This is a genomic window from Streptomyces sp. NPDC006365, from assembly GCF_042870755.1.
GTDB classification, from domain to species: Bacteria; Actinomycetota; Actinomycetes; order Streptomycetales; family Streptomycetaceae; genus Streptomyces; species Streptomyces xiangluensis.
The window spans coordinates 444,339-457,814 of the sequence record NZ_JBIAHS010000002.1 but is presented as its reverse complement, the minus strand read 5'-3'; the positions used below and the strand labels follow the sequence as shown (position 1 = coordinate 457,814).

Below are 13,476 nucleotides of genomic sequence, written 5' to 3'. Positions count from 1 at the left end.
CGGGCGTTCGCTTTCAGCGGTGTGCCCGGCCGTAGTGGCGGGCGACGGCGTGGAAGGCCTGCTTGGGCTCCCAGTGCCAGTCGGAGGCTGGGTCGTCTGGGCGGTCCTTGATGGGCTTGACGAGGCCGTAGGACGCCATGTCGAGGTCGTACCGCGGATTGTCGGGGCGGTGCGGGGCGTCCGCGGTCACGAACTCGAAGGCCATCGCCGCGTGCAGGTTCATCGACTCGAAGACGTCGAGGAGATCGGTGAGATACGCGGCCTGGGTGCGCTCGCTGCGGACCGGGTTGCCCTTGATCTCCGGCGGTTCCTTGGTGTGGTCGACGATGTTCCAGCCCATGCCGCCCGCCTGAGGGGCACCCTTGAAGGTGCAGGTGCCGAACTCGGTGATGGCCAGGGGCTTGCCCCAGCGCAGGAACGTACGCAACTCCCGTACATAGTCGGCTCGTTGGCGGAAGTACGAGTAGTAGTCGATGCCTACGATGTCGAACAGCCCCCAGTCGACGTTCTCGAACGTCTCGTCCTGCATGGCGGCGTAGCTGAGTTTGCCGCGGAAGACGGACCGGCCCACCGCCGCCGCCTTCGCGGTGAACCTGGCCAGCCGCTTCTGCACCTTCGCGAGATCGAAGTTCCCCTTCTCCAGGTTGTCGATCCGCTCGAAGACGTCGTCCCCCGGCACGATGCCCGGCACGAACAGCCAGAACTCACACCCGACGGCGAGCGTGACCTGCGCGCCCTGCCGCCGCAGCCTCTCCCCGTGCCGCCCGCTCTCGGCGAGGTGATCGAGGATCTCCTTCTCCGGAACGTCCCCCAGCGTCGGCTGCAACCACACGTGCAGTCCGCGCTCGGCCACCTCACTCGCCGTGGCGTTGAGCCGCTCGACGCCGTCCCCGGTGACCTCGACGGAGTCGGCGTGCAGTTCGTCCGCGATCACGCGGACGTCCTCGCGCATCCTCCGCTCATTCCAGGCGGTGCCGGGCGTCTCCCCTTTCCCCACGGTGTAGACGACACCCCTGTGCGTCAGCCCGCGCCGACCTGCCACTGCCGTTGCCCCTGACGCGGCCGCTCGGGTCGACGCCGACGCGGGGGCCGCGAGGCCCCCGGCCGCCACCGCACCCCCGACAACAGCCGCCCCCGCCATGAAGTGCGCGCGACTGATCCCCGCGTTCTCCGTGTTCCCTTTGCTGCCCGTGTTCCGCTGATTCCCCTTGGTCTTCTCCATGCAGCAAGTCTCTTGAGCCGAGGGGAACTTGGCTGTCCGCCGATGGTCGATGAGAGGGCAACCAAGGTATGAACTCCGAACTCGGAGACGCAGATCGAGGAAGCCCCCGACGGGCCGATGAGTTTCCGCGCCCTCGGGCGTCTACTTCTGCGACAGCCCGACCAAGGGCGAGACAAGGAGACGAGACATGAGCACCGAGCAGACGTCTGCGGCCAACAGCTTCTCCTACACGCTGACCCGAACGCTGGACGCCCCGACGGCGGCGGTGTGGCGGGCATGGACCACCACCGATCAGTACGCCCAGTGGGCCCACGCCGCTGCCGGCTCCGTCGAGATGGACGTACGGCCCGGCGGAGCGTGGAAGGCCACGATGCTCACCCCCGACGGCGGGGAGTTCCCGCTGACCGGCAGCTATCTCGAGGTCGCCGAAAACCGCCGTCTGGTGATCGGCATGGACGTCCCCGGCAAGCCCGAGCCCGCAGTCATGACCCTGGAACTCGACGGGCAGGACGGCCACCACACCCGGATCGTGCTCAGCCAGACTTGTGACACCGCCGAGGAACGCGACATGTCCGAGCAGGGCAGCACCATGCTTCTCGACAGTCTGAGCGCTTTCCTGGCCGAAAAGGCGAAGGGCTGAGCCCTCTCAGAACGCACCAGCGGGCCGTGGACCACAAGGCGGCCGGGCAGCACGCACCAGCCTGCCGCCCCGGCCGCCGTCGGTGCCGAGCATCACCGAGTGCGGCGCGAACACGCGTCGCCGACGGGGTACCGTCCGTAGGGGCGAACGCCTCGCCCGACCGCCACCCGTTCGCGGGGAGCGACAACCCCGTACCCCTCGGAGGCCCCGTGAGGCGACTCCTTGCCCGCCTTTGGCGCGCTCTGCGCCCGGTGCAAAGCCGTGTGATGTGGTGCCTGAACGCGAAGTTCGTCGTCGGCGTGACCGGTGTCGTGCGCGACGACGAAGGCCGGGTGCTGCTGTTACGGCACCGGATGTGGCCGCCGGGACGCCAGTGGGGCCTTCCGAGTGGCTTCGCCCACAAGGGCGAGGACTTCCGGCGGACCGTGGTCCGCGAGATCAAGGAGGAGACCAACCTCGATGTGGAGGCGGGCCGCCTCGTCCTGCTGAACAGCGGCTTCCGCACCCGTCTCGAAGTGGCCTATGAAGCGCGCCTGCTGGGCGGCGAACTGCGCATCGACCCCTTCGAGATCCTGGAGGCCCGCTGGTGCCGCCCGGACGAACTCCCCGGCGACCTCCAGCCGGTGTGCCATCCGCTCGTCCGGGGCGAGACCGTCCCCTGAGCGGAGAACGGTGATCCAGGCGTCGCCTGGGCCTGCCTCCCCTGTTCAGCCGGGGAGCCGGAAACCGATTTGACGGTCCCCCACCCGCACGATTGGCTCCTCCGGTGACCAAGCTGCGTGTTGATCAAGTGGATGTGGACAGTGGTGCCGCGCTTCAGGACTGGCAGCACGTTCACAACGTGATCGTTCCTCCGGCCGCGATGTCGATCGAGGAGGCGCGGGAGCGGGCCGAGCGGTATCACCTGGAGGTCGCGTATCTGGGGGACGTACTCGTGGGGTGCTCGACCGTGCGTCCGCCCACCGACGACGCGCCGGAGGTCACCGTCATCGCCCGGGTGCTGCCCGCCCACCGGAGGCAGGGCTTCGGCGAGGAGCTTTACGCGCGCGGGCTGGAGCGGGCGCGGGAGTTCGGCGCCGGCGTGATCGAGACCGTCGTTCTCGCGTCGAACGAGGACGGGTTGCGGTTCGCGCACAAGCACGGGTTCGTCGAGGTCGAGCGGTATGTGCTGCCGGGCGACACCGTGCCCTGGATCACCCTGCGCCTCGCCTGACCCGGGACGGCTCCGCGAAACGCCGTACATACCTCCGCTGCCACGGCGTCTCCACCGCATGCCGGTCGTAGTTCCGGCGTACGAAGTCCACCGCCTCGTCGGCCGGTACGCCGTCCAGGACCGCCAGGCAGGCAAGCGCCGTGCCCGTACGTCCGCGACCACCCCCGCAGGCGATCTCGACCCGCTCGGCCGGGACCGCCGCCCGGTTCCACGCCTCCGTCAGCACCTCGCGGGCGTACGCGCGGTCACGGGGCAGCCAGAAGTCCGGCCAGCGGATCCAGCGGGTTTCCCAGGGGACTCGGGGTGGTTCCTTGCCCAGCAGACAGACGGTGTACGTGGGTGTCGGCGCCGACGGCTCAAGCGGGCGCCGCAGCCCCCGGCCCCGTACCAGCCGACCTGACGGCAGCCGCAGCACACCGGCCGCCTCGGCCTCCCAGTCCCCGTCCTCAACGTCCCCGAACCCGCTCACCCAACGCCCCTCGACTCCTGAGCCGCCCGTGCCTCGATCCCCCGGAAATGTACCGCCATCGCCCGCTGCGCACCCTCGGCATCCCGTGCCCTGAGGGCGACGACTATGTCCCGGTGCCGCCGCACCGTGACGTCGGGTGTCGGATCGTCCGTCCAGCCCTGTACTCCGGCGACCCGCCGGTACACGGTCCAGAAGGCGCCGAGCAGTTGGGGAACCAGCGCGTTGCCGAGGGATGCGTACATCAACTCGTGGAATTCGCGGTCGAGTTCGGGAAACGACAGTCCCGCCCGCCCCGCTTCCTCCATCCGCGTCACCACACCCTCCAGCCGGTCCAGCTCCGCGTCCGACAGCACGCCCACGACCCGCCGTATCAGCGCCTCCTCCAGGACCTCGCGGACCTGGAGTATGTCCCCGAGCGCCAAGGCGCCGCCGTCGTCGCCCTGCTGGGCCAGTGTGCGGAAGGTCAGGCCGTCGACGAGTGGAGTCAGCGACGCCTGGCCGACATACGTCCCGTATCCGTGTCTGATCTCCACGATGTCGAGGGCCTGGAGCGCCTTGAGGGCCTCGCGGACGGAGTTGCGGCTGACACCGAGGGCGCCCATGAGTTCGGCCTCGGTGGGCAGGGGCGCGCCGGCGCGGAGCCTGCGGTCGAGGATCAGTTGCATGACCTCTCTCTGGATCTGGCTGCTGACCCGCCGCGTACCGGTGGACTGCCCCCGGGAGAGGGAGTGCAAGGAGGAGTCTGTGGATTCGTGAGGGGCGGGCTCCTGAGGCACGGACTCCTGCGACATCGGCTCCTGAGACATGCGCCGCATCGTACGCGTGGCGGACATCCCACGTCCCACCTCCTGGCTAAACTTCTTTCGACGACCCGTCGACCCGTCAGAAACAGGGCTCAACTCCCCTGCCTTCGTACCGACATTGGTCGCACCTCTGGAAGAAACGGCATTCGTGCGCGATCCCTTGACCGCCCCCACGCCCCCTCTTATGGTCACGCTGCACCTATGACGTAGGACGTCGTATCTCCCCACTGCTTGCTGGAGGAACCGTGCGCGACGCGACCCACGCACCGGCGCTGCACCGCCGGTCGTTCCTGAAGTACTCCGGCGCGCTGGGCGCGGCGGCGGCGATCGGCTCGACGCTGTCCGCCTGCTCGTCGGGGCCTCAGTCCACGAACGAGACGGGCGGCGGGGGCGAGGGCGCAGACCGGACGCTCACGGCGGTGATCGGCTACGGCAACGACCAGAGCTGGGACCCGTTGATCACGGCGTCGGCGTTCTCGATGGCCGCCAACCACCACATCTACGAGGGGCTGCTGGACACCGATCCGATCAGCCGTGAGCCGTACGCGGCCCTCGCGACCGAGATCCCGGCCGATCTCCAGGCGACCACCTGGAGGTTCACGCTGCGGGAGGGCGCGATGTGGCACGACGGGCAGCCCGTCACCGCCGACGACGTGATCTTCACCTTCGACCGTGTCCTGGACCCCAAGACGACGACGCTCGCCAAGAATTTCTTCGGCTCCTGGCTCAAGGAGGTACGGAAGGTCGACGAGAAGTCGGTGGAGCTGGTGCTCAAGTTCCCGTTCCCGGACGGGGTCCAGCGGATGACGCTCGCGAAGATCATGCCGAAGCACGTCTTCTCCAAGGCGGGCGCGCTGGACGAGGCGACGGCGGGGAAGGCGGTCGGTTCGGGGCCGTACCGGCAGACCGCACACAATCCGAAGTCCAACACGTCGTTCGAGGCCTTCGCCGACTACAACGGGCCCCGAAAAGCCACGTTCAAGAAGATGAACTGGCTGTCGATCGTGGACGCGGCGCCGCGCGTCGCCAAGATCTCCGGTTCGAGCGCGGGCGCACAGATCTCCGACAACATTCCGTACGCCAATATCTCCCAGCTGGAGAAGGGCGGCATGAAGGTCGAGGGCGGAGCGGGAATGAATCACCTGTTCCTGCTCTTCAACACCGCTCACAAGCCGTTCGACGACGTGCGGGTGCGGCAGGCGCTGCATTACGCGATCGACACGGAGAAGATGATCCAGGCCGCGCTGCGCGGTCACGGGAAGCCGGCGAGCTCGTTCCTCAACGAGAGGAATCCGAGCTACCGGAAGGCCAAGACGGTCTACACGTACGACCAGGACAAGGCACGGGATCTCCTGCGGGAGGCCGGAGTCAGCGGGCTGACGGTCAACCTCATGGCGGTGAACGTGAGTTGGATCGTGGACTGTCTGCCCACCATCAAGGCCTCGTGGGACGCCATCGGCGTCAAGACGACCCTCCAGCCGCAGGAAACCGCCGCGCTGTTCACCAAACTCGACCAGAAGCAGGATTTCCAGGTGGTCGCCGCCGCGTCGAATCCGAACCAGTTCGGTCTCGACGCGGATCTGATCATGCATTACAACTACGGGCCCGAGAACACCTGGATGCGGTACGCCCGTTGGGCGGACAACCCCGTGGCCAAGGACCTCTTCAAGCGCATGGACGAGGCCACGCGGGAACCCGACGCCGAGACGAAGAAGCAGATGACGCAGGAGTACATCGACATCGTCGCGGAGAATGCCGTGATCTATCCGGTCGTCCACAACGAGTTGATGACTGCCTGGAACGCGGAGGAATTGACGGGTATCCGGCCACAGCCGTACCCGGGGATAAACCTGCTCCAGGCCAAGTGGGCGTAGCCGCGACAGCAAGGAGAGCCGTACGTGGTCGCGATCGTCAGGATTCTGGCCCGCCGTATTGCCCTGCTCGTCCCGCTCGTACTCGGCATCGTCCTGTTCGTGTTTCTCGTGATGCGGTTCTCGGACAGCGATCCGGCGTCCGCGTATTTCCAGGGCGCCAACCCCACCGAGGAGCAGCTGCACGACTTCCGGGAGCGCAACGGGCTGCTCGACCCGCTCCCAGTGCGTTACGTGGGCTTTGTCGCGGACCTGGCGCGGGGTGACATGGGCGTCAGCGCGCTGACCAGGGCGCCGGTCGTCGACCAGGTCACCACCGCGCTGCCGCTCACCATGCAGCTGACGTTCCTGGGACTCGGCATCGCGGTGGTGCTGGCGCTGCTCGGCGGGGTCACAGCCGCGATCTACCGGGACCGGCTGCCCGACCAGCTGATCCGGGTCGTCTCGCTGACCGGTGTGGCGGCGCCCGGCTTCTGGCTGGCGCTGCTGATGATCCAGTACCTGGCGGTGGATCTGGGCTGGTTCCCGACCAGCGGATACGTCAACCCGGCCGACTCGTTCAGCGGCTGGCTGAAGACCATGACACTGCCGGCGTTCGCGCTGTCGCTGCCGGTCGCCGCGAAACTCACCCGGATCGTACGGACCGCCGTGGTCGAGGAGCTGGACAAGGACTACGTACGAACGGCCGTCGGCAGCGGTCTGCCACCGGTGGTCGTGGTCGGCCGGAACGTACTGCGCAACGCGCTGATCAACCCGATGACCGTGCTCGGACTCCAGGTCGGCTATCTGCTCGGCGGCGCGGTCGTCATCGAGACGATCTTCTCGCTGCCGGGGATGGGGAAGTTGATGATCGACGCCGTGAAGAACGGAGACCCGGCCGTCGTGCAGGGTGTCGTCCTGACGACCGCCTTCGGGTTCGTGATCGTGAACCTCGTCATCGACATCCTTTATCTGCTGGTCAACCCGCGTCTGAGGGGTGCCGAAGCATGATGCCGCCGTCTCGAAAGCGGATGACCGAGGCCCTCTCCCGGCCCGGCATCCGGCTGAGGGGATTCAGCCGCCTCCCTTTGATGTCGCGGGTCGCGGTCGTCGTCATCGGGATCGTCGTCCTGACGGCCCTGCTCGCACCGCTGATCGCCCCGCACGACCCGCTCGACCAGGCGACCGTGATCGACAACGGTCACGGCGAGGGCGCGCCCTCCGGTGAGCACTGGATGGGCCAGGACAGCCTGGGCCGCGACATCCTCAGCAGGCTGATGTACGGGGCCCGTTGGTCGCTGGCGATCGGTCTCGGCGCGACCGGGCTCGCGCTCGTCGTGGGCGCGCTCCTGGGCGCGATCGCGGCGACCTCGCGCAAGGCGGTCGACGAGACGGTGATGCGCTGCCTGGACGTCGTCATGGCGTTCCCGGGCATCGCGCTCGCGGCCGTGCTCATCGCGGTGTTCGGCGGCAGCATCCCGGTCCTCATCGGCGCGATCGCGTTCCTCTACACACCGCCCATCGCACGGGTCGTACGGGCCAATGTGATGGACCAGTACGGCGAGGACTACGTGACCGCGGAACGCGTCATAGGAGCACGTACCTCGCACATCGTGCTGAAGCATGTCGCCATCAACTGCGCCGCCCCGGTGCTGGTGTTCTGCACCGTGCAGGTCGCCGAGGCCATCGTCTTCGAGGCCTCGCTGTCGTTCATCGGCGCGGGCGTACGGCCCCCGGACCCGTCCTGGGGCAGTGTCATCGCGGACGGCAAGAACATGGTGCTGACCGGCGGCTGGTGGGCGACCGTGTTCCCCGGGCTGCTGATGCTGATCACGGTGCTGTCGCTGAACATCCTCTCCGAGGGCGTGTCGGACGCCTGGGCGGCGCCTACGGCACGCGACGTCGAGGCGGCGCGTACGTCCGTGGAGAAGGACCGTCTGGAGACCGCCGAGCCGGGCAGCGGCAAGGTCCTCGAACTGCCGGGGCTTACGGAAGCGGCCCAGCGGCTGCGTTCCCGGGCCCGGCCACTGCGCGAGGAGCAGCCGGTGCTCGCCGTCGAGAACCTGGCCATCGGCTTCGATGCCCGCCACGGGGGTGTGGACATCGTCGACGGCATCAGTTTCGACGTACAGCCCGGTGAAGTGCTCGGCCTGGTCGGTGAGTCGGGCTGCGGCAAGTCGCTGACCGCGCTCGCGGTGATGGGCCTTGAGCCGAAGGGGGCCCGGGTACGCGGCCATGTGCGGTTCAACCAGCGTCAGTTGGTGGGCGAGCCGATGCGCGTACGGCGCAAGCTCCTCGGCCACGACATGGCGATGATCTACCAGGACGCCCTGTCGTCCCTGAACCCGGCGATGACGATCCGCGCCCAGCTGGGGCAGGTGATACGGCGCGGCGGCAAGCGTACGGGCGCCGAACTCCTGGAACTGGTCGGCCTCGACCCGGAGCGCACCCTGCGCAGCTACCCGCACGAACTGTCCGGCGGCCAGCGCCAGCGCGTACTGATCGCCATGGCCCTCTCCCGACAGCCGAAGCTGATCGTCGCCGACGAGCCGACCACAGCCCTGGACGTCACGGTCCAGGCGCAGATCATCGAACTGCTGCTGCGGCTGCGCGAAGAGCTGGACTTCGCGCTGATCCTCGTCTCCCACGACCTCGCGCTCATCGCGGACGTCACCGACCGGGTCGTGGTGATGTACGGCGGCCAGATCGTGGAGTCCGGCGTCACGGCGGAACTCGTGGAGTCCCCGTCACACCACTACACGCGCGGGCTGCTGGGCAGCGTCCTCTCCCTGGAGGGCGCGGCGGAACGGATGACGCAGATCAAGGGAGTCGTCCCCTCCCCCGCCGACTTCCCGGCGGGCTGCCGGTTCGCCGACCGCTGCCCGATGGCCACCGACGTCTGCCGTACGACGGCACCCCGGCTGACCGGCCCGCACCGACACCACGAGGTCGCCTGCCACCACCCGGCGCTCGCCCTGCCCACGACCGCTGGGGCGACGACCGAGCCGACGGAAAGCGAGGCCGTGAATTGAGCGAGGCCGTGAAGCGGGACGGTGAGGCTACGCAGGACCCTGAAGCGGGCCCGGTCATCACACTCTCCGACACCCACGTCGTCCACAAGGCGCGCACCGGCGGCCTCTTCTCGCGCGATCGCGTGTACGCCCTCACCGGCGCCGACCTCGCCATCGCGCCCGGCGAGACGGTGGGCGTCGTCGGCGAGTCCGGCTGCGGCAAGTCGACGCTCGCCAAGGTCCTGGTGGGCGTACAGAAGCCGACGTCAGGGACGGTGTCCTTCCGTGGCCGTGACCTGTGGACGATGAAGCCGGCCGAGCGGCGGGCCACGGTCGGCGCCCACACCGGCATGATCTTCCAGGACCCGTCGACCGCCCTGAACCGCCGCCTGACGGTACGGCAGATCCTGCGCGACCCGCTCGATGTGCACAGGCGGGGCACGGGCGGGCAACGGGAGGAACGCGTACGGGAGCTGATGTCCCTGGTCGGACTCCCGCGCGTCCTGGCCGAGGGACTCCCCGGACAGCTCTCCGGCGGCCAGCGTCAACGCGTGGCGATCGCACGGGCGTTGGCACTCGAACCGGACCTCGTCGTGGCGGACGAACCGACCAGCGCGCTGGACGTGTCGGTCCGTGCCCAGATCCTCAACCTGCTCCTGGACCTGAAGGAACGCCTCGGACTCGCCCTGGTCTTCGTCTCGCACGACATCCAGACCGTGCGGCGGATGAGCGACCGCGTCATCACGATGTATCTGGGGCGGATCGTCGAGGAGTCCCCCGCCGACGAGGTGACGGACCGGGCCCGGCACCCGTACACCCGCGCGCTGTTCTCCGCCACCCCCGGTCTGCTGGACCCGATCGACCCGATACCGCTGGTGGGCCCCGTCCCGTCGGCGACCCGTCCCCCCAGCGGCTGCCCCTTCCGTACACGCTGCTGGAAGGCCGACTCCCGGTGCGCCGAGGTCATGCCCGGCTTCGCGGACGCGTCGCGTTCCGGGCATCGCTTCCGCTGCCATCATCCTGTGGAGGAGGAGCAGTCGACACGTGAGCTGGTGGCGCAGGCCGTCACCGCGCTTCCGGAGGCCACCGCCATGGCCGATGTCCCCGTCGAGAAGTCATAGAGCAGCAGTACCAGGGAGCCCTTGATGACCCTTTCCGCCCCGCTGACCGGTGTCGTTCCACCCGTCTGCACGCCCCTGACACCGGACCGCGAGGTGGACGTACCCTCGCTCCTCAGGCTTGTCGATCATCTGGTGGAGGGCGGGGTCCACGGGCTCTTCGTCCTCGGCTCTTCGTCCGAAGCCGCGTACCTGACCGACCGTCATCGTCGTCTTGTCGTCCAGACGGTCGTCGCCCACGTGGGTGGTCAACTGCCCATTCTCGCGGGTGCCATCGACATGACGACTCCTCGGGTTCTCGATCACGTCCGGTACGTCACGGACGCGGGTGCTGATGCGGTGGTCGTCACGGCGCCGTTCTACACGCGGACCCATCCGGCGGAGATCTCCCGCCATTACCGCCTCATCGCTTCGCGGTCTTCGGTGCCGGTCTTCGCGTACGACATTCCGGTGTCCGTCCATACCAAGCTGAGTGCGGAGTTGGTGCTGGAGCTGGCCGCTGACGGGGTGTTGGCCGGACTGAAGGACTCCAGCGGGGACGAGGGCGGGTTTCGGGCCGTTGTGATGGGGGCGCGTATGGATCCCGCTGTGGCCGGGTTCAGTGTGCTGACCGGGTCGGAGCTGGTGGTCGACACCGCGCTGGCGATGGGGGCGGACGGGGCCGTGCCCGGGCTCGGGAACGTGGATCCGCACGGGTACGTCCGTCTCCACCGCCTCTGCCGCGCGGGCGACTGGGAGCGCGCCCGGGCCGAACAGGAGCGGTTGTGCGCGTTGTTCGGGATGGTCCACGTCGGTGACCGGGCCCGGATGGGAGGGAGCTCGTCGGGACTCGGCGCGTTCAAGGCCGCGCTGTGTCTGCGGGGGGTCATCGACTCCCCGGTGACCGCGGAGCCGCAGGTTCCGTTGTCGGCGGGGGAGGTTGAGCGGGTGGGGAAGTTTTTGGCGGCGGCGGGGTTGCTGTAGGGGTCTTTCTTTCCCCAAGCCCGCCCCTTCCCGAAACTGGGGGCTACGCCCCCGGGCCCCCTTGAGGGGTTGTGCGTCGGCTGCGGGTCCGTCGTGGCTGGTCGCGCCCCCGCGGCGGAGCCGCATATGTCACAGCCCCGCGCCCCTGAGGGGCGTGTCTGCCCAGCTCAGCTATTCAGCGCAGGGGCACGGCGTCCTCACACCTCGCCCGGTACCACCAGCCCCGACTCATACGCCACCATCACCAACTGCGCCCGATCCCGCGCCCCCAACTTCCCCATGATCCGGCTGACATGGGTCTTCGCCGTGAGCGGGCAGAGCCCCAACGCCTCAGCGATCTCGGTGTTGTTGAGCCCGCGCGCGACAAGGGCCAGCACCTGCCGCTCCCGCTCGGAGAGCTCCTCGGGCCCGCCCGCCGCGGGAGTCATGGCATGCGGCGCGCGCAGAAAGCGGGCGATCAGACGCGAGGTCGGACCGGGCGACAGGAGCGATTCGCCCGCGGCCACCGTACGGATCGCGTCGAGGAGTTCGGCAGGCTTGGTGTCCTTCACCAGGAACCCGGACGCTCCGGCCCGCAGCGCCTCGACGATGTGCTCGTCGGTGTCGTACGTCGTCAGGACGAGGACCTTGACCCCGGCAAGATCCTCGTCGGCGGCGATGAGCCGGGTCGCCTCGATCCCGTCGAGGTCCGGCATACGGATGTCCATCACCACCAGATCCGCCCGCTCCGACCGAGCCAGCTCCACGGCCTCCCGCCCGGTACCCGCCTGCCCCACGACCTCCATGTCCCCGGCCGACTTGACGAGCATCGCGAAGGCGGACCGTACAAGGGTCTGATCGTCGGCGAGCAGAACACGAATCAGGGTCATCGGGCCTCTTCTCGGTGCACGGACGACGCAGACGCCGCGGACGACGCGGGTGACGGGGGCGGCGCGGGTGACGGGGGCGGCGCGGACAGTACAGGCAGCTCAGGCAGTACGGCGCTCACCTCGAACCCCCCGGCGGCCCCCGGCCCGGCGTCCAGTGTGCCGCCCACACTCCGCGCCCGCTCCCGCATCCCGACGAGACCGAACCCGGGGGTGTCCGTGGAACACGGCCCCGTGCCGTCGTCGGCGACCGAGACGTGCAGGGCGCTGTCCTTCTCGTACACGTGCACCCGGATCGAAAGCCCCGGTCCCCCGTGCCGTACCGAGTTGGTCAGCGCCTCCTGCACGATGCGGTACGCGGCGGCGCCCACGGCGGGCGGCGCGTGGTCGGCCCGTACGGTCAGCTCGACCCGTGCCCCGGCGGTGCGGGCGGTCTCCGCCAGGTGGGCGATGCCGTCGAGGCCGGGCAGCGGTCCGCGGCCGTCGCCGCGCTCGGCGGCGCGCAGCACCTCGAGGGTGGTGCGGAGTTCGCCGCGGGCGGTGCGGCAGGTGTCGGCGATGTCGTCGAACGCCTTCGCGACGGCCTCGCGGTCGAGGCGGTCCGGGTCGGCGGCCAGTACGTGGGCGGCGACGGAGGTCTGCACGCCGATGAGCGTGATGCTGTGCGCGAGCAGGTCGTGCAGGTCACGGGCGACGCGCAGCCGCTCCTCGGCGACCCGGCGGCGGGCCTCCTCCTCGCGGGTGCGTTCGGCGCGTTCGGCACGTTCCAGGGCGGAGGCGAGGTACTGGCGGTGGACGCGGATGTAGCCGCCGAGGAGCAGTACGGAGATGAGCCAGCCGGTGATGCGGATGATCTCGGCGAGTCCGTCCGGATTGGTGACCGCGTTGACGGTGAGGGTCATGCCGATGAGGACGGTCCCGATGAGCAGGGTGCGGCGGGCGCTGCCGGTGACGGCGACGGTGTAGAGCGCGAGCAGGGTCGCCGGAACGGGGGCGCTGTGCGTGTAGTCGAGCGCGTGGTACGGGGCGATGCAGGCCACCACGGCCAGCATCACGGCCATGGGGTGGCGCCGGCGCCAGATCAGCGGGACGTGCGCGCCCAGCAGCAGCAGCCACGCGAGGAGATCGGGCTGGCGCCCGTCCTTGATGAAGAGGGCCATGACCGTGGTGAGGGCGGCCACCGCGGCGGCGAGGTGCGCGTCGTTGCGCAGGGAGGGGACCGCCGGAGGGTGGTTGACGGCGGTCAGGGCCCGCTCGATGAGGGATTGGGGGCGCGGCACTGCTCCATCTTCCGTCAGGCGGGCGTCCCTCCGGCAGTGGG

13 protein-coding genes are annotated in these 13,476 nt (G+C 69.2%); 8 read left to right on the top strand and 5 right to left on the bottom strand.

Annotation, left to right across the window (positions count from 1 at the left end):
* Positions 1-13: 13 nt before the first annotated feature.
* Positions 14-1,222 carry an abortive phage infection protein gene (locus ACFYO0_RS07165; RefSeq protein WP_388671915.1) on the bottom strand — a complete coding sequence of 403 codons (1,209 nt, stop codon included), beginning with the start codon at positions 1,220-1,222 and terminating at the stop codon, positions 14-16.
* 187 nt (positions 1,223-1,409) lie between these two features.
* On the opposite strand from ACFYO0_RS07165, the gene ACFYO0_RS07160 reads away from it, so the two are divergent.
* The 3 genes from ACFYO0_RS07160 (at position 1,410) to ACFYO0_RS07150 (ending at position 3,075) form a co-directional block, all read left to right on the top strand.
* Positions 1,410-1,862 carry an SRPBCC domain-containing protein gene (locus tag ACFYO0_RS07160; RefSeq protein ID WP_388671912.1) on the top strand — a complete coding sequence of 151 codons (453 nt, stop codon included), beginning with the start codon at positions 1,410-1,412 and terminating at the stop codon, positions 1,860-1,862.
* A 209-nt stretch (positions 1,863-2,071) separates the two neighbouring features.
* A complete protein-coding gene (locus ACFYO0_RS07155; RefSeq protein WP_388671909.1) occupies positions 2,072-2,524 on the top strand; it encodes an NUDIX hydrolase in 453 nt (150 codons plus the stop codon).
* 104 nt (positions 2,525-2,628) lie between these two features.
* Positions 2,629-3,075 carry a GNAT family N-acetyltransferase gene (locus ACFYO0_RS07150; RefSeq protein ID WP_388671906.1) on the top strand — a complete coding sequence of 149 codons (447 nt, stop codon included), beginning with the start codon at positions 2,629-2,631 and terminating at the stop codon, positions 3,073-3,075.
* On the opposite strand, the gene ACFYO0_RS07145 is transcribed toward ACFYO0_RS07150, so the two are convergent.
* Positions 3,056-3,544 (bottom strand): protein phosphatase, encoded by a 489-nt coding sequence (locus ACFYO0_RS07145; protein WP_388671903.1) that lies wholly within the window; start codon positions 3,542-3,544, stop codon positions 3,056-3,058. The genes ACFYO0_RS07150 and ACFYO0_RS07145 overlap by 20 nt on opposite strands.
* Positions 3,541-4,350 (bottom strand): FadR/GntR family transcriptional regulator, encoded by an 810-nt coding sequence (locus ACFYO0_RS07140; RefSeq protein ID WP_388671900.1) that lies wholly within the window; start codon positions 4,348-4,350, stop codon positions 3,541-3,543. The genes ACFYO0_RS07145 and ACFYO0_RS07140 overlap by 4 nt, the downstream gene beginning before the upstream one ends.
* A gap of 242 nt (positions 4,351-4,592) precedes the next feature.
* On the opposite strand from ACFYO0_RS07140, the gene ACFYO0_RS07135 reads away from it, so the two are divergent.
* From ACFYO0_RS07135 to ACFYO0_RS07115, 5 genes are read left to right on the top strand one after another with little or no spacing between them, the layout of a single operon-like run.
* Positions 4,593-6,221 (top strand): ABC transporter substrate-binding protein, encoded by a 1,629-nt coding sequence (locus tag ACFYO0_RS07135; RefSeq protein WP_388671897.1) that lies wholly within the window; start codon positions 4,593-4,595, stop codon positions 6,219-6,221.
* Between the two features lie 24 nt (positions 6,222-6,245).
* The gene (locus ACFYO0_RS07130; protein ID WP_386353372.1) at positions 6,246-7,208 is read left to right on the top strand and encodes an ABC transporter permease; all 963 of its coding nucleotides are present in this window, start codon (positions 6,246-6,248) and stop codon (positions 7,206-7,208) included.
* Positions 7,209-7,228: 20 nt separating this feature from the next.
* Positions 7,229-9,229 (top strand): dipeptide/oligopeptide/nickel ABC transporter permease/ATP-binding protein, encoded by a 2,001-nt coding sequence (locus ACFYO0_RS07125; protein WP_388671893.1) that lies wholly within the window; start codon positions 7,229-7,231, stop codon positions 9,227-9,229.
* 56 nt (positions 9,230-9,285) lie between these two features.
* A complete protein-coding gene (locus ACFYO0_RS07120) occupies positions 9,286-10,329 on the top strand; it encodes an oligopeptide/dipeptide ABC transporter ATP-binding protein (protein WP_388672750.1) in 1,044 nt (347 codons plus the stop codon).
* A 24-nt stretch (positions 10,330-10,353) separates the two neighbouring features.
* Positions 10,354-11,289, top strand: coding sequence for a dihydrodipicolinate synthase family protein (locus ACFYO0_RS07115; protein WP_388671890.1), 936 nt, complete (start codon positions 10,354-10,356; stop codon positions 11,287-11,289).
* Between the two features lie 197 nt (positions 11,290-11,486).
* On the opposite strand, the gene ACFYO0_RS07110 is transcribed toward ACFYO0_RS07115, so the two are convergent.
* Together ACFYO0_RS07110 and ACFYO0_RS07105 are read right to left on the bottom strand one after the other, a co-directional pair.
* On the bottom strand, positions 11,487-12,158 hold the full coding sequence (locus tag ACFYO0_RS07110) for a response regulator (RefSeq protein WP_388671887.1): 672 nt from the start codon (positions 12,156-12,158) through the stop codon (positions 11,487-11,489).
* Complete coding sequence (locus ACFYO0_RS07105) at positions 12,155-13,435, bottom strand: sensor histidine kinase (RefSeq protein ID WP_388671883.1); 1,281 nt, start codon at positions 13,433-13,435, stop codon at positions 12,155-12,157. The genes ACFYO0_RS07110 and ACFYO0_RS07105 overlap by 4 nt, the downstream gene beginning before the upstream one ends.
* Positions 13,436-13,476 lie beyond the last annotated feature (41 nt).